Source organism: Burkholderia sp. LMU1-1-1.1 (assembly GCF_040675865.1).
Taxonomy (GTDB): domain Bacteria; phylum Pseudomonadota; class Gammaproteobacteria; order Burkholderiales; family Burkholderiaceae_D; genus Rugamonas.
In genome coordinates this window covers 19395-35782 of the sequence record NZ_JBEGHG010000015.1, presented here as the reverse complement: position 1 = coordinate 35782, position 16388 = coordinate 19395, and the positions used below count along the sequence as shown (strand labels likewise).

Here is a 16388-nt window from a genome sequence, read left to right as displayed (position 1 = left end):
AAATATTTATTACTTGTAAAATAAATAGAATATGACAAGCGTGTTACAGGAATTATCTTTATATAAATAACTGTATGAAAATTGCGCGGTTAAAACTGTCTTCAGAAGAAAAACGTTTGTTATGGGAGCTCAGGACGAAGGGGCCGTTGCCGCGCACCGAGCTGTCGATGGCGCTGCAGGTCAGTAATTCGGCGTTGACCAAGTTGTCGCGCAATTTGATCAGCATGGGCCTGGTCGAAGAGCAGGCCTCGTCCGACGCGAGCGGCCGTGGACGTCCGACGGTTCCGTTGGCGATTTCGGCCGCCGGCGGTTTCGCGGTGGGGGCGACGGTGCACAAGGGGGTGTTGGAAATCGCCCTGGTCGACTATGCGGGCGGCGTCATCTCGCTGACCAGCGAGGAGGTCGGCGCGCCGGACCCGCTCGGCTTCGCGCAACTGCTGGAGCAACGCATCACCGGGCTGGCGGTCAAGCACCGGCTGCTGGGCGGGCGGTTTCTCGGCGTCGGCGTCGGCCTGCCGGGCCCGCCCCGGGGGCGCGACGGCGATGAATGGAATGTCGTCAACGACCTGCCGGGCTGGCGCGGCGTGCCGCTGCGCCGCATTCTCGACGACGCCCTGGGCTTGCCGACCATGCTGGAAAACGACGCCAACGCCTCGGCGCTGGCCGAGTACTATCTGAACGATACGATACGCCGCTCCTCGACGGTGGTGGTGTTCCTGCTGGGGTATGGCATCGGGGCGGGCGTCATCGAGGATGGGCGCCTGCTCAAGGGCGAGTTCGGCGGCGCGGCCGAGATCGGCGGCTTGTATCCGATGGACCGGCCGCGCCCCACCACCATGGACCTGCTGTCGGTGTTGCGCGAGGCGGGCTGCGCGGTCCAGTCGATCGCCCATTTCGACGAGGCCTGCGCCGGCCACGAGGCGGTGATCGAACGCTGGCTGGACCGGGCGGCCGGGCAGCTGGAATCGGTGGTCAACAGCGCGATCGCATGGTTCGATCCGGGCGAGATCGTCTTTTCCAGTCCGCTGCCGGCCTCCGTCATGGCACGTCTCGCCGCCAGGCTGAACCATGGCCAGTTGCGCTGGCCGGGACACCGGCAGCCGACCGAAATCCGCGTCTCGCGCCTGGGCGGCAGCTCGATCGCGCTGGGCGCGGCGCTGCTGCCGATCCACGCGTCGACCACTGTTTCCTTCTGGTAGGGGCTGCTCATGGGACGTTTGCGCGCGACGCTGACGACGGACCGGTATTTGATCGGGTACTCAAGCGGCAACTTCGGCAAGAACCTGTTGCTCGGCAGCGTGGACGTGACCTTGCTGTTTCTGCTCACGGACCTGCTGGGAATCGCCCCGCAACGGGTCGGCCTGTTGATGCTGATGGTCTTCGCCGCCGATCTGGTGCTCGACCTGGGCGCCGGCTTGTTGGCCGCCTGGGCGCAAAACAGGGGAACCGCCTACCGGCGGCTGATCGCCCTGGGCGCGCCGCCATGCGCGGCCGCGTTCGCCCTCATTTACAGCCTGCCCGCGCTGGCGCCGGCGAACATCACGGTGATCGCGCTGGTCATCATCTTCTTTCGCGCGGCGTACGCGATCATCGACGTTCCGCACAACAGCCTGCTCGCGCGGGTGGCGACCGACAGCCGCGCGCGCGGCCGCGCTTCGGGTTACCGCACCGTGTTCAGCTCGGCGGCAAGCGTGGTCATCGCCACGGTGCTGGTGCCCTTCATGGGCGCCGCCGGCCAGCGCGCCACCGCCGGTCAATTGTCCCTGTTGGGCATGGCGGGCGGGCTGGTGTTCTGTGCCGTCATGTTTTTCGCGGCCTGGTCGGCGAGGGAAGAGGGCTTGGCTGGCGAACGGCGGCCGAGGCCATCGGCGAGGATAGTCTTCCTGCCCAAGCTGGACAGGTTGTTCGGGGCCATCGCCGTCATCGCGTTGATGACCGGATTCGCGATTCCGGTGTTCGGCAAAATGATGCTGCATATCGCGACATATGTGTTGAAGCAGCCCGGCCTCGCCGGCCCGGTCCTGCTGACCATCACCTTGGGCCAACTGGCCGGCGCCGCGCTGTGGATTTTTCTCGTCCGGTCCCGCGACAAGACCTCGTTGCTTGCAATCAGCCACGGTGTCGCCATCTGCGGCGTTTTGTGTTTTGCGATGGCGGGCGCCACGCCATGGTTGCTGACCACGTCGGCGCTGTTGATCGGCATCGGCTTCGGCGGCGTGTTCATGCTGCCGTGGGGGATATTGGCTGACATCACCGATTTCGCGGAATTCCGCCACGGCGAGCGGCGCGAGACGGCCACTTTCGCCACCATCCTGGTCATACTCAAGGCGGGCAGCGCGGCATCGCTGGCGACGGTGGGCTGGACCTTGGAGCGGTTGGGCTATGTGCCCGGCGTGGCGCAGTCCGAGTCCGTGATCCAGGGTATGAAGCTGCTTGCCTACGGCATTCCGATTATGGGTTCGCTGGTGGCCATCCTGACCTTGCGGCGGCTCGCGATCGGGCACAGGGCGCATGCCCGCGTGGTGCGGGCGAACAACAGGTCGGCATAGCGGCCGGTGGGGCCGGATCGCGCCTTACTCGTGATAGAGCTGCGAACGGCCGCCGTCGATCAGGATGTCGGTGGCGTTGATGAACGGCGCTTCGTCGCTGGCGAGGAACAGCGCGGTGGCGGCGACTTCCTCCGGCGTGCCGAGGCGTTTGCAGGGCAGCAGCGCGGCCTGGCGGGCGCGTTCGGCCTCCGGGTCCGGGAAGCCGGCGAAGTGGCGTTCGACCATGTCGGTGACGATCAGCCCCGGCGAGATCGAGTTGACGCGGATGCCGCGCGCGGCGTACTCCAGGCCCAGCGCGCGCGTGAGGCCGATCAGCGCGTGCTTGGCGACCGGGTAGGGGAAGCAGCCGGGGATGATCTTGTGGCCGTGGACCGAGGCGATGTTGACGATGCTGCCGCCGCCTTGCGCCAGCATGGCCGGCAGCACCGCGCGCGCGGCGTTCCAGGCGCCCTCCAGATCGACGGCGAAGCAGCGTTTCCAGTCCTCGTCGCTCAGGGCTAGCGGATCGCCGAAGACGTTCATGCCGGCGTTGTTGATCAGGATGTCGACTTTGCCGAAGCGCTCCACGGTGCGCGCGACCAGCATTTCCATCGCGGCGCGGTTGGAGACGTCGGCTTCGATGAAGAGGGCGCGTTCGGGGCCGAGTTCTTCGGCCATGGCGCGCGCGTCGTCGTCGTTGCGGTGGCTGTTGAGGGTGACCATCGCGCCCTCAGCGGCAAAGCGGCGGGCAATGGCCGCGCCGATGCCTTGCGTCGATCCGGTGACGATGGCGACTTTGTTCGATAAACGGTTTGTCATGCATAACCTCAAGACAGATGGGGTCGTACCCAACGGGTACGACCCCGGCGAATCACGCTTTGCGGGTTTAGTGCCGTTCGCCGCGCGTCTTCAACTGGTCCAGCAGCACCGCCACCAGCAGGATCACGCCGCGCATCAGATACTGGTAGAACGCGTCGACGTCCATCAGGTTCATGACGTTTTCGACCGTCCCCATGATCAGCACCCCGATCAGCACGCCGAAGATGCGCGCCTTGCCGCCTTGGAGAGAGACTCCGCCCAGCACGCACGCCGAGATCACATCCAGCTCGAAACCCTGCGCGGCGTTCGGCTGGCCGCTGGTGATGCGCGAGGCCAGGATCAGACCCGCCATCGCGGTCACCAGGCCTTGCAGCAGGAAGATCCATACGCGCAGCCTCTCGACGCGCACGCCGGCCAGGCGCGCCGCCTCCGGGTTGCCGCCGATGGCCAACGTGTTGCGGCCGAAGACGGTCTGGTTCAGCAAAATGCCGAACACCACGAAGCAGCAGGCGCAGATCAGCACCGGCAGCGGCATGCCGAAGATGCGGGTGTCGCCGAAGTCGATGAAGGCGTCGTTGTTGATGCCGACCGCCTGGCCCTGCGAGACGATGAAGGCCAGGCCGCGCACCATCAGCATCGTCGCCAGCGTGGCGATCAAGGCGTTCACACGCAGATAGGCGATCAACACGCCATTGAGCGCGCCGATCATGGCGCCGGCCGCGAGGCCCGCGCCGACGGCCAGCGCTACGCTGCCGCTATGTTCGAGCACGATCGCGCCCAGCACGCCGGCGAAGGCGATCGTCGAGCCGACCGACAAATCGAAGTCGCGCGAGGCGAGGCACAGCATCATGGTGCAGGCGACCATGCCGATCTGCGCCACCGACAGCATCAGGCCGACGACGTTGGTCACCGAGAAGAAGTTCTCGACGGTGACGGCCAGCACCGCGAACAGCACGACATACGCCAGCGGCATGCTGTATTCGATCAGCCATTGACGCGAGACCAGGGGAGCCGCCGGCTTGGCGGCGGGATTGATGGATGAGACGTTCATGCGATGCTCCGGGTATGAAGGGCGGGAGTTTCAATAGGGGCTGTGGGAGCGGGGACGGTCGCATCGGGCAGCGCCAGGCGCAGCACTTCGGTTTCGCTCGCGTCGGCGCGCGACAGTTCGCCGCAGATGGCGCCTTCGCGCATGACGATCACGCGGTCCGAGATGCCCAGCACCTCGGGCAGTTCGCTCGAGACGACGATCACGCAGCAACCGCGTTCGGCCACCTCGTGGATGATGCGGTAGATGTCGTTCTTGGCGCCGACGTCGATGCCGCGCGTCGGTTCGTCGAGGATCAGCACTTTCAGCCCGGGTTCGGCCAGCCAGCGCGCCAGGATCACCTTCTGCTGGTTGCCGCCGGAGAGCAGGCGGATCTCCTGCTGGCGGTTGGGCGTCTTGATGCGCAGGCGGGCGATGAATTCGTCGGCCAGCGCCGCCTCCTTCTTATGGCGCAGGAACAGGCCGGCGCGCAGGTCGATGCGGCGCACGCTGATGTTGATGTTCTCCGCCACCGAGGCCGTGGCCAGGATGCCTTGCTCCTTGCGGTCCTCGGGACACAGGACGATGCCAGCGGCGATGGCGTCGGTCGGCGCGCCCGTCGGCACGGTCGCGCCGTCGAGCGTCACCTGGCCGGCGCTGCGTGGATCGGCGTTGTACAGCAATCGCATCAACTCGCTGCGGCCGGCGCCGACCAGGCCGAAAAAGCCGAGCACTTCGCCGCCGCGCACGGAAAAGCTTTGCGGGCCTTTCATGTGGTGGCCGTCGAGGCCCTGTATCCTCAGGCGCTCCTCGCCGAGCGCGCGCGGACGGTAGTCGTAGATGTCGCTCAGTTCACGGCCCACCATGTCGCTGATCAGCCGGTCGCGCGGCACTTCGGCCATGACGTGATGCGTGACGATCTTGCGGCCGTCGCGGAAGATGGTGCAGGCGTCGCACAGCGCGTACAGCTCCTCCAGCCGGTGCGAGATGTAGATCAGGGTGCGGCCGTCGGCGCGCAGTTCGCGCACGAGGCGGAACAGGATCTCGGTCTCGCGGTGCGACAGGCTGCTGGTCGGTTCGTCGAAGGCGATGACTTGCGCGTCCTGCATGATGGCCTTGCAGATCTCCACCATCTGGCGCTGCGCGATCGATAGATCTGCAAGTTTGGCGTCCGGCGCCAGGTCGACGCCGATGGCGGCCAGCTTCTCGGACACCATGCGATACGCCTTGGGCTTGTCCAGCAGGCCGAAACGGGTGGGCATGCGGCCCAGCAGCACGTTTTCCGCCACCGTCAGCTCGGGGACGTATTGCAGCTCCTGGTGGATCACGGCGATGCCGGCGCCGATGGCGTCCTTGGCGCTGGTGAAGCGGCACTCGGCGCCGTTGACCATCAGGCGCCCGCCGTCGGGTTTGTACTGGCCGCCGAGGATCTTCAGCAGCGTCGACTTGCCCGCGCCGTTCTCGCCCAGCAGGCCGTGCACCTGGCCGGCGTGCGCGTCGAAGCTCACGCCGTTCAGGGCTTTCACGCCGGGGAAGAATTTGCAGACCTCGTCGAATTGGAGGTAAGCGGCCATGGCCTACATCCCCATTTGCTTGCGGACGTCGGCCTGGTTGGCGCGCGTCATCAGCATCCCCTTGGTCAGCACTTCGGCCGGCGGGGTTCCTTTTCCAGTGATCCAGTTGTACATATTGACCGAGGTCTCGTAGCCGTGCTGTTTGGCGCTGATCATCACCGAGCCATAGAAGCCGGTCGGCGCCGGTTTGTTCAGCTCATTCTCGGCGGCCTTGGCGCCGCCGATGCCGACGCCGACCATCGCATCGGCCTTGATGCCGCGTCCTTCGGCGGCGCGCACCGCGCCCAGCACCGCTTCATCGTTCAGGCCCACGGCCACCCAGTGCTTGAAGCGGGCGTTCTTGGTCAACGCGATGTTGGCGGCGTTGAAGGCGCTCTCGGTGTCGGTCTTCGCTTGCGGCGCGTCGACGATGTTCGCGGCCGGGAAGCCGGCGGCTTTGAGCGCGTCGATGGCGCCGGTGGTGCGTTCCTTGGCGGTCGGCAGCTGGTCGTAGGCGACCCGGATCACGCCCACTTCGGCGATGTTCCACTTGCGGTTCTTGACTTCGGCGGCGATGCCTTCGCCGACCTGCTTGCCGATGGCGTAGCCGGAGATGCCCATGTACGGGATCGATTCGATCGGCTTGCCGGTGCCGTCGACCAGGCGGTCGTCGACCGCGATCACTTTCAGGTTGTTGCGCTTGGCGGAGCGTTCGATGGCCTTGCCCAGCTTGACGTCCGGCGCGCAGATGACGAAGCCCTGGGCTTTTTGCGCGGCCAGGTTGTCGATGGCGGCGATCATTTTCTCGCCGTTGGGAATGCCGATCTTGACCAGCGTGAAGCCTTTGTCCTTGGCCGCCTGCTCGGCGTAGCGCCATTCGTCCTGGAACCACGGCTCCTCGGCCTGTTTGACGAGGAAGCCGATCTTGACCGGATCGGCCGCGTGGGCGACGCTGGTGAGTTGGGTCGCGGCCATCAGGCACAGCGATGCTGCGGCGAGCAAGGTACGTTTCATGGTAAGTCTCCGATTTGTTTTAAATTTTTTAACCCGCACTGCCGGTCAGGGTCGTACCCCTCGGGGTACGACCCTTAAGTGGCGCGGCGGGCGTATCGCTAAAAGCGTGTCGGGTTTGGTCTAGCGCCGCTTCCCGACGGGCAGAAAAAAGCCGGCGTCGAAGCGCCGGCTCGTTCACTACCGCATCACCATTCGGCGACGCTGCCATCCGCATGGCGCCATACAGGGTTGCGCCAGTCGGGTGCGTTTTTGCTCGCGGCGATCACGCGCTCCTCGTCCACTTCCACGCCCAAACCTGGTTTAGGCAGCGGCTTGCAGTAGCCGTCGGTGATCGTGAAGTCTTCCTTGTTGATCACGTAGTCGAGCAGCTCGCCGCCCTTGTTGTAGTGGATGCCCATGCTCTGTTCCTGCAGCACGGCGTTGTACGACACGAAGTCGACGGCCAGGCACGAGGCCAGCGCCACGGGACCCAGAGGGCAGTGCGGCGCCAGCGTGATGTCGTAGGCTTCGGCCATCGAGGCGATCTTCAGGCACTCGGTGATGCCGCCGGCGTGCGACAGGTCCGGCTGCACGATCGACAGGCCGCCGGCCGCGAACACGTTCTTGAATTCGAAGCGCGAGTACATGCGCTCGCCGGCCGCCAGCGGAATCGCCGTCATTTCGGCCAGGCGGGCGTAGTACTCAGCCTGCTCGGCCAGCACCGGTTCTTCGACGAACAACGGACGGAACTGCTCCAGTTCGCGCAACAGGGTCTTGGCCATCGGCGCGGCCACGCGGCCGTGGAAGTCCAGGCCGAATTCGATGGTGTTGCCGAACGCTTCGCGGATCTCCGCCACGCGCTGCACGGCCTTGTCGACGGCCGCCGAGGTGTCCAGCATGCCCAGTTCTTCGGTGCCATTCATCTTGAAAGTATCGAAGCCGCCGGCTTTCAATTTGGTGATCTGTTCAATGATGTCGGACGGACGGTCGCCGCCCACCCAGCTGTACATCTTCATGCGGTCGCGCACCAGGCCGCCCAGCAGTTCGTACACCGGCTTGCCCATCACCTTGCCCTTGATGTCCCACAGCGCCTGGTCGATACCGGCGATGGCGCTCATCAGGATGGCGCCGCCGCGGTAGAAACCGGCGCGGTACATGGTCTGCCACAGGTCGTTGATGCGGGCCGGATCGGCGCCGATCAGATACGATTCCATTTCCTGGACGGCGGTCTCCACAGTGCGCGCACGGCCTTCGATGACTGGTTCGCCCCAGCCGACCACGCCTTCATCGGTCTCGATTTTCAGCAGCATCCAGCGCGGTGGAACACGGTAGGTCGTCAGTTTGGTGATTTTCATAGGAGAAGAAGAATAAGTTCAGGGAACAGGCTTCAGTCTAAGCTTCCCGCCTAGACAGGAAATATGATTAATTCAACACAAGCCATATCATTATCGAATAGCAGAAATAAGCCAGGCTGCTATCTGATATCAGCATAGCTGATAGTGGTAAATTCATATCAATTTTATTTCTTGTCCCATTAGACTGGCAGCACTCAATACTCCGGGAGCGCGGCCAGCATGATCGATACCAGTACGCATGTCGCGTCGACCCCTGGCATCATGCTGCTGCGCGTCGGCCAGGCGGGCAGCGCCCTGCGCTGGGACCCCGCCGGGCGCTGCTGGCGCTGGCCGGATCCGCAGGGCGGCCAGTTGTATGCCTGGCCGGCCCCGGCCGGCATGCCCAGCGGCCTGCGCCTGCAGGAAAACGCCTGCGTGATGGCGTGCTGCACCTCCGGCCGCGTGCTGCTGGGACAGGGCAAACGCCTCGGCATGGTCGACTTGCCGGCGCCGGGGCAGGCCAGCCGCCCGCTGCAAAGCCAGGTCCTGCTCACCGTCGACGCGGCCGAGCCGCGCACCAGCATCAGCGACGGCTGCACCGACCGGGGCGGCAATTTCGTCTTCGGCACCGCCAACACGGCCAGCGACCAGCGTCCCATCGGCAGCTTCTACCAGTATTCGCAACGGCACGGGCTGCGCCGGCTGGCGTTGCCGGTGGTGGTGCGGGCCGGCGGCATCGCCTTCAGCAAGGATGGCCGGCGCATGTACTTCGCCGACACGGCCGAGGGCGGCATCATGCAATGCGAATATGACGCCGAGCGCGCCAAGGTGGCCAATGTGAAAACGTTTGCGCCGGTGCTGGCGCCCGGGGCCGGCGCGGCCGTCGTCGACAGCGGCGACCGGCTGTGGAGCGTGCAGGGCGGCGCCCTGGTGCAATATGCGCCACACGGCGGCGCGCTGCGCCGCATCGGCATGGCGCGCGAGGCGGCGGTCGGCGTGGCCTTCGGCGGCGAAGGCCTGCGCCAGCTGCTGGTGCTGGGCGCGAACGGCGGCCTGTACGGCCTGCCGCCGGACCTGGCGCCCGATTTGCCGGCCGATCTGGCGCGCCATCCGCCCAGGGGCGTGCCGGACGTGCCGTTCGACGATGGCGGCCCCGCCCGCTTCGCCGTCCTGCCGGGACCTTCCATCGGTGATTGACGCTGCACCAGCCCGCCATATATGATGGGCGCTCAAAATAATCACCCATATGACCGATTCCCGCTCAGATCGCTTTGTTCGTTCCCACCTGAAAACCCGCCATCTGGTCTTGCTGGTAGAACTGGGCCGTCACGGCTCCATCGCACACGCGGCGCAAGCCGCCAACCTGACTCAACCAGGTGCGTCCAAATTACTGGGCGAGCTTGAACACGCGCTCGGCGTCCAGCTGTTCGAGCGCCTCTCGCGCGGCGTGTCGCCGACCTGGTACGGGAAAGTACTTATCCGGCGCGCCGGCGCGGCGCTGGCGGAAATGGACGCGGCCCACCAGGAGGTGATGGAACTGTTGTCCGGCCTGCGCGGTCGCGTGGGCATCGGCACCGTGCTGGCGCCGGCCACCAGCCTGGTGCCGAAGGCGATCAACCTGCTCAAGTCGCGCCATTCACGGGTGCATGTCGCGGTCAAGATGTCGACCAGCAAAGTGCTGGTGGAGCGCTTGCGCAGCGGCGAGCTCGATCTGGTGGTCGGCCGCATCCTCGACACGGCCGCCGCCGACGAACTCAATTTCGAACCGCTGACCGACGAGCCGCACCTGCTGATCGCGCGCAGCGGCCATCCGCTTGCCAGCCGCACCGACCTGCAACTGGAAGAGTTGATGCATCAGTGCTGGGTGCTGCCGCCGGCCGGCAGCATCCTGCGCGACCGCCTGACCGCCTTGTTTTTATCGCACGGCCTGGAGCAACCCGGCGAGACGGTGGAGACCCAGGATCTGCCGGTCGTCGCGAGTCTTTTGATGAGCAGCGACATGGTGGTAGCGCTTCCGGCCGACGCCGTGCAAGCGTATCTGCAAGCCGGCCTGATGACCGTGCTGCCGTTCGATCTGGGCGTGAGCATGGATTCGTTCGGCATCGTCACGCGTAAACGGCACCAGCTCTCGCCTGGCGCGGATGCAATGTTGTTGGCTTTGCGCGACGCCGCCGCCAGCATGTACCCGCATTATCACGCGCCGGCTTAATCTTCTTTCCATTCCTGTTTCCACAGCCGAGCTATTGCCGTTTGTGCCATTGTGTATGTCTGATATACGAACTTGATATGGGCAGAATGCAATTAGCTATTGGCTTTCGAACTAGTGTTTCCGATAGCATCCAGTCTATCCGTCCGCTCTGTATCAGAGACGGAACTAATACAAACACTGGAGATGCACATGAAGCACAAGAAAATGAGCTGGCTGATCGCCACGCTTTTCACGACCCCGTTGATGGCGCAGCAGGCCTTTGCGCAAGAAGCCGCAGCAACACCCGCACCGGCCGCGCCGGCCGCCGGCGAGATCCAGCAAGTGAACGTGACCGGTATCCGCGCCTCCGTGCGCAACGCGCTGGCGGCCAAGGAAGCCAGCAACAGCATGGTGGAAGTCGTATCGTCGGAAGACATCGGCAAGCTGCCTGACACCACCATCGCCGAATCGCTGGCGCGCTTGCCTGGCCTGTCGTCCGGCCTCGATCGTGGCAATGCGTCGCAGATCGTCGCGCGCGGCATGGGCCCACGCTTCATCGGCGCCACCCTGAACGGCCGCGAACTGGCGTCGTCGGAGCCTAACCGCGCCGTGCGTTTCGAGCAGTTCCCGTCGGAGTCGGTGACCGGCGCCACCGTCTATAAAACGCAGAACGCCGAAATCGCCGAAGGCGGCATCGCCACCACCATCGATCTGCAAACCGTCTCGCCGTTGAAGTACGCCGGCCGCCAGCTGTCGTTCAAAACCGACGCGCTGTACTACGCGCTGGCCAAGGACATCGCCGGCGCCGACAAGGTGGCGCCACGCGTGGGCGGCATCTACGTCGATCAGTTCCTGAACAAGACCCTGGGCGCGGCCATCGCGTTCAGCTACCAGGACCAGCCTTCGGTGCAGAAGAACGTGCGCCACTGGGGCTTCAATGAGAACAATTCGGCCGACATCAACGGCGACGGCAAGATCGACAAGACCCCTTGGGGCTTCCAGGACGACGTGCGCCGTGGCAGCAACAAGCGCAGCAGCGTGCTGGGTAAAGTCGAATGGAAACCGAACAACGACGTCCTGATCACCGCCGACACCTATTACGCCAAGACCGCCATCGACGAAGCCCAGATGCAGCACTGGACCGGCGACATGGGCAACTGGGACGGCGGCAACTCGAGCAACTTCAGCAACCTGGACGTCCGCAACGGCTACGTCGCCGGCGGCACCTTGAACTGGTCGCGCGTGATCAATAACGACGCGCACTGGATCCAGGACAGCAGCGTCTCGGCCAGTGGCTTGAACGCCAAGGTCAACATCGGCGACTGGAAAGTCGAAACCGATCTGTCGACCTCCCACGCGCTGCGCAGCAGCCAGTGGCGTGATCTGCGTCAGAACTCGCTGGGCAGCATTCCAGTGTCGATCAACTGGTCGTTCACCGGCGATGAGCGCCAGAGCTACAACTTCGGCGGCATCGACACCGGCAACCCTGCCAACTTCGAGGCGCCGACCCTGTACGTCGACACCGATGGCCATATCAAGGATCTGCTGAACGCCGCGTCGGTCACCGCCGCGCGTCCGATCGAGAACAGCATCATCAGCCGCATCAAGGTCGGCGTGCGCGCCACCGATCGCGAGAAGAGCTATCGCCAGACCACCTGGCAGCTGTCGCAGACCTCGGCGATCCCGGCTTCGGCTTACGAGACCGTCAACGTCGATGGCTTCCCTTCGTACTTCGTGCTGAAGGACTTCGGCGCCAGCACCGCGGCGGCCTTCGGTCCCAACGCCTTCAATCCAGACGGCCGTCCGCAGACCCAGAACGACCTGCTGTCGGGCTGGAAGGTCAAGGAGCGCAGCACCTCGGCCTTCATCCAGGGCGACCTCGATGGCGAAGCCTTCGGCAAGACCTATCGCGGCAACGTCGGCGTGCGCGTGGTGCACACCAAGCAGACCGGCTACGGCATGCAGTCGGTCAACGGCGCGGCGCCGACCGACGTCGAAGGCGGCACCTCGTACACCGAGATCCTGCCTAGCCTGAACACCATCTTCAACCTGGACGAGAAGCAGGAACACCAGATCCGTTTCAGCCTGGCCCGCGCCATGTCGCGCGCGCCGATGGATGAAATGCGCGCCTCGCGCAACCTGAACGTGGTTGCCGATTCGACGCAGCCGACCACCGGCAGCGCGGGTAATCCCGAGCTGAAGCCGATGATGGCCAACCAGGTCGATCTGGCTTACCAGTGGTACTTCTCGAAAGGTTCGCTGCTGTCGGCCGGCGCGTTCTACAAGAAGGTCCAGCGCTACATCGCCCTGACCAGCGACACCACCGTCATCAACGGCCGTCCGGCGACCGTGACGCGGTCGATCAACGGCGACGGCGGCGATATTCGCGGCATCGAGCTGGTGTATCAGCAAGCGTTCACCGGCCTGCCGGCACCGTTCGACGGCCTGGGCGTCGCCAGCAACTACGCTTACACGACCAGTAACATCCGCGAAGCCACGCCATCGGTCAATCCGTTTCCGATCGAAGGCCTGATGAAGCACAACGGCGGCGTGACCCTGTGGTACGAAAAAGCCGGTTACGAAGCGCGTCTGTCGGCCAACTACAAGAGCGCCTTCGTGCGCAATCCGACCTGGAACGCGGGTCAGTTGATCGAGAACGAGGCCGAGACCTATCTGACCTTGAACCTGGCCAAGCAACTGACGCCTAACATCCAGCTGCGCTTCGGTATCGACAACCTGACCAACCAGAAGGCCGTCTACACCAGCGCGAACATCCCTGTGCAGCAGGAAGTGACCGAATTCGGCCGCCGCTTCAACCTGGGTCTGTCGTTCAAGCTGTAATTGAATCTGTTTTGCTGTAGTCCCTTGTAACTTTTTTATCGTGGTTTTACGGAGCGGTGCGTGAGAGCGCTGCTCCGTTTTTTTTTAACCCGCACAGCAATGCGGGGTCGTACCCAACCGGGTACGACCCCAGGTTTGCGGGTTTCGCCTACCGGGAGTCCAATTTGAATTCCAACATCTTCAATTGGCGGGGCTTTGGCGCCGCCGTTATGCTGCTGGCGGCGTGTGTGTCCGCCCATGCGTCCAACACTTCCACCAAGCCCGACATCAAAGCGGGGCGCGAGCGTCTGTCGCTCGATCGCGGCTGGTTGTTCCATCTGGGCGACGTCGTCCAGCCGCCCATCGTCGGTCACGAGGAATCGTATAGCAACGCCAAGGCCGGCAACGCGCCCGGCGCGGCCGGCACCGAATTCGACGATTCCGACTGGCGCCGTCTCGACCTGCCGCACGATTGGGCCGTCGAAGGTCCGTTCGACCAGAAGGCCAATATCTCGCAGGGCTATCGTCCGCGCGGCATTGGCTGGTATCGCCGCTACCTGAAGGTAGATCCGGCCGATCGCGGCCGCCATTTCGAGCTGCAGTTCGACGCCATCGCCACCCACGCCACGGTCTGGGTCAACGGCAATGTGGTCAACCGCAACTGGTCCGGCTACAACGCCAGCAACATCGACATCACGCCATACCTGAACTACGGCGACTCGCTCAACACCATCTCGATCCGCGCCGACGCGGAGGCGATGGAGGGCTGGTGGTACGAGGGCGCCGGCATGTACCGCCACGCGTGGCTGGTCAAGCGCGCGCCGGTGCACGTGGCGACCGACGGCGTGTACGCCGTGCCGCGCGCCGGTAAAGGCAAACAATGGACGCTGCCGGTGGAAGTCACCGTCAACAACAGCGGCAAAAAGGTCTCCGACGTCACCGTCGAGGTCACGTTGTTCGACCCGGCCGGCAAACAGGTCGGCCGCCAGACCGCCAAGGCCTCGGTCGGCGTGCTGAAAGACGCCGTCGTCAAGCTGCCGTTCTCCATCAACGATCCGGCCCTGTGGTCGATCGAGAAGACCAATCTGTATCGCGTCACCACGCGCGTGATCCAGGACGGCAAGGCGCAGGACGAGGTGTCGCTGCATACCGGCTTCCGCACCATCCGCTTCGACGCGCAGCAGGGTTTCTTCCTGAACGGCCAGCACCTCAAGCTGCAGGGCGTGTGCATCCACCAGGACCACGCCGGCGTCGGCGTGGCGATTCCAGATTCGGTGTGGGAATACCGTCTGCGCCGCCTGAAGGAACTGGGCGTGAACGCGATCCGCTTCTCGCACAACGCGCCGGCCGCCGAAGTGCTGGACATGGTCGACCGCATGGGCTTTGTCGTCATGGACGAGAACCGCAACTTCAATCCGTCGCCGGACTACATGAAGCAGCTGGAGTGGATGGTCAAGCGCGACCGCCACCATCCGGGCATCATCCTGTGGTCGGTGTTTAACGAGGAGCCGGTGCAGGGTTCCGAAGTGGGCTACGAGATGGTGCGCCGCATGGCGGCCGTGGTCAAATCGTTGGACGATACGCGTCCGGTGACCGCGGCGATGAATGGTGGCTTCTTCAGCGACCTGAATGTCTCGCACGCGGTCGATGTGGTCGGCGCCAACTACCAGGTGCCGGACTACGACCGCTATCACAAGGCGTTCCCGAACAAGCCGTTCACCAGCTCGGAGGACACGTCGGCCTTCATGACGCGCGGCGAGTTCAAGACCATCAAGGAAAAGGGCATCATCGCCAGCTACGATGACTTGAGCGACGCGGCCCAGTGGGGCAATACCCACCGCGACGCGTGGGAGGCGATCGCCACCCGTCCTTACGTGGCCGGCGGTTTCGTCTGGACCGGCTTCGATTATCGCGGCGAACCGACGCCGAACGATTGGCCGGCCGTCAGCTCGGTGTTCGGCATCATGGACTTGAACGGCTTCCCCAAGAACGCCTACTACATCCACCAGGTCCAGTGGATCAAGGACCGTCCGCTGATCCACATCGCGCCACACTGGAACTGGAGCGGCAGCGAGGGCAAGGACATCCGCGTGATGGTGATGGCCAACGTCGAAAAGGTGCAGCTGCTGTTGAACGGCAAAGCGCTGGGCGAGCAGAAGGTCGATCCGTTCCGCATGAACTTCTTCAACGTCGCCTACGCACCGGGTAAGCTGGAGGCGGTCGGTTATCGCGGTGGCAAAGAGGTGGCGCGCACGTCGGTGGAGACCACCGGCGGCGCCGTCGCGCTGGAGCTGGTGCCGGACCGCGCGCAGCTTGCCGGCGATGGCCGCGACGCCATGCCGATCACCGTGCGCGCGCTCGACGCGCAAGGCCGCGCGGTGCCGCTGGCCGACGCCAGCGTCACCTTCGAAGTGACGGGCGGCGGCCGCTCGATCGGTCACGGCAACGGCGATCCGACTTCGCACGAGGACGAGAAGGGTGCGACGCGACGCCTGTTCAACGGCCTGGCGCAGCTGATCGTGCAGACCAACTGGGACAGCAAGGAACCGGTCAACGTGGTCGCCACGGCGCCGGGCCTGGGTGCGGCGAAGATCTCGATTCCGGTCAAGGCGGTGGCGCCCGAGCCGTTCGTCGCCAGCGCCGACGCGCCGACCACCTTTGTGCGCAGCTGGCGCGTGGCGCCGGTCAGCGACCAGCGTCCGGACCCGAACCAGAAACTGGCCGGCTTCGACATGAATACCTGGGGCTGGGGCTCGCCGCCGCTGTGGGCCGACGCCGGTGCCAAGTACCACCTGTACCGCTCCAGCTTCACGCCGCGCAAGAACCTCGCCAACGGCAACGGCCTGATCCGCTTCGGCGGCATCCGTGGCAAGGCCGAGGTGTGGATCGACGGCGCTCTCGTTGGCAAGAAGGACGGCTACGCGCCCGCGCCGCTGGACCTGCCGTTGCCGGCGGGCACCGGCAAGCGCGAGATCAACGTGATCGTCGAAGCCGAGCCCGGGCAGGGCAGCGGCATCGAAGGCCACGTCACGATCGAGCCGCGGGTAAAGTAATGAGGCTGGTAAAGTAATAAGATTGTGTCTTGTATTCTTAGCCATTAATTAAATCGCGTTGCCGCAGCCCCAA

At 64.6% G+C, this 16388-nt stretch carries 11 protein-coding genes; 6 read left to right on the top strand and 5 right to left on the bottom strand.

All coding sequences use genetic code 11. The features are described 5' to 3' along the window. The first annotated feature begins 74 nt into the window (after positions 1-74). Both MRBLMU1_RS15470 and MRBLMU1_RS15465 read left to right on the top strand, forming a co-directional pair. Positions 75-1199 carry an ROK family transcriptional regulator gene (locus MRBLMU1_RS15470; RefSeq protein WP_363502865.1) on the top strand — a complete coding sequence of 375 codons (1125 nt, stop codon included), beginning with the start codon at positions 75-77 and terminating at the stop codon, positions 1197-1199. A 9-nt stretch (positions 1200-1208) separates the two neighbouring features. Then, on the top strand, positions 1209-2549 hold the full coding sequence (locus MRBLMU1_RS15465; RefSeq protein ID WP_363502863.1) for an MFS transporter: 1341 nt from the start codon (positions 1209-1211) through the stop codon (positions 2547-2549). Positions 2550-2573: 24 nt separating this feature from the next. On the opposite strand, the gene MRBLMU1_RS15460 is transcribed toward MRBLMU1_RS15465, so the two are convergent. The 5 genes from MRBLMU1_RS15460 to dgoD all read right to left on the bottom strand — a co-directional run bounded on the left by MRBLMU1_RS15460 (position 2574) and on the right by dgoD (position 8275). After that, positions 2574-3347 (bottom strand): SDR family oxidoreductase, encoded by a 774-nt coding sequence (locus MRBLMU1_RS15460; RefSeq protein ID WP_363502861.1) that lies wholly within the window; start codon positions 3345-3347, stop codon positions 2574-2576. Between the two features lie 67 nt (positions 3348-3414). Next, positions 3415-4398, bottom strand: coding sequence for an L-arabinose ABC transporter permease AraH (gene araH / locus MRBLMU1_RS15455; RefSeq protein WP_363502859.1), 984 nt, complete (start codon positions 4396-4398; stop codon positions 3415-3417). Beyond that, on the bottom strand, positions 4395-5948 hold the full coding sequence (gene araG, locus MRBLMU1_RS15450) for an L-arabinose ABC transporter ATP-binding protein AraG (RefSeq protein WP_363502857.1): 1554 nt from the start codon (positions 5946-5948) through the stop codon (positions 4395-4397). Before araG ends, araH begins: the two co-directional genes overlap by 4 nt. Positions 5949-5951: 3 nt before the next feature. Beyond that, positions 5952-6941 (bottom strand): arabinose ABC transporter substrate-binding protein, encoded by a 990-nt coding sequence (locus MRBLMU1_RS15445; protein ID WP_363502855.1) that lies wholly within the window; start codon positions 6939-6941, stop codon positions 5952-5954. A gap of 185 nt (positions 6942-7126) precedes the next feature. Further along, positions 7127-8275, bottom strand: a complete 1149-nt coding sequence (dgoD, locus tag MRBLMU1_RS15440; protein ID WP_363502853.1) for a galactonate dehydratase — start codon at positions 8273-8275, stop codon at positions 7127-7129. Positions 8276-8494: 219 nt separating this feature from the next. On the opposite strand from dgoD, the gene MRBLMU1_RS15435 reads away from it, so the two are divergent. From MRBLMU1_RS15435 to galA, 4 genes are all read left to right on the top strand, one after another. After that, positions 8495-9451 (top strand): SMP-30/gluconolactonase/LRE family protein, encoded by a 957-nt coding sequence (locus MRBLMU1_RS15435; protein ID WP_363502851.1) that lies wholly within the window; start codon positions 8495-8497, stop codon positions 9449-9451. Between the two features lie 49 nt (positions 9452-9500). Beyond that, entirely contained in the window at positions 9501-10463 is a 963-nt protein-coding gene (locus MRBLMU1_RS15430; protein WP_363502849.1) for a LysR substrate-binding domain-containing protein, read from the top strand. Positions 10464-10652: 189 nt separating this feature from the next. Then, positions 10653-13283 carry a TonB-dependent receptor gene (locus tag MRBLMU1_RS15425; RefSeq protein ID WP_363502847.1) on the top strand — a complete coding sequence of 877 codons (2631 nt, stop codon included), beginning with the start codon at positions 10653-10655 and terminating at the stop codon, positions 13281-13283. 164 nt (positions 13284-13447) lie between these two features. After that, positions 13448-16315, top strand: a complete 2868-nt coding sequence (galA, locus tag MRBLMU1_RS15420) for a beta-galactosidase GalA (RefSeq protein ID WP_363502845.1) — start codon at positions 13448-13450, stop codon at positions 16313-16315. Positions 16316-16388: the final 73 nt, after the last annotated feature.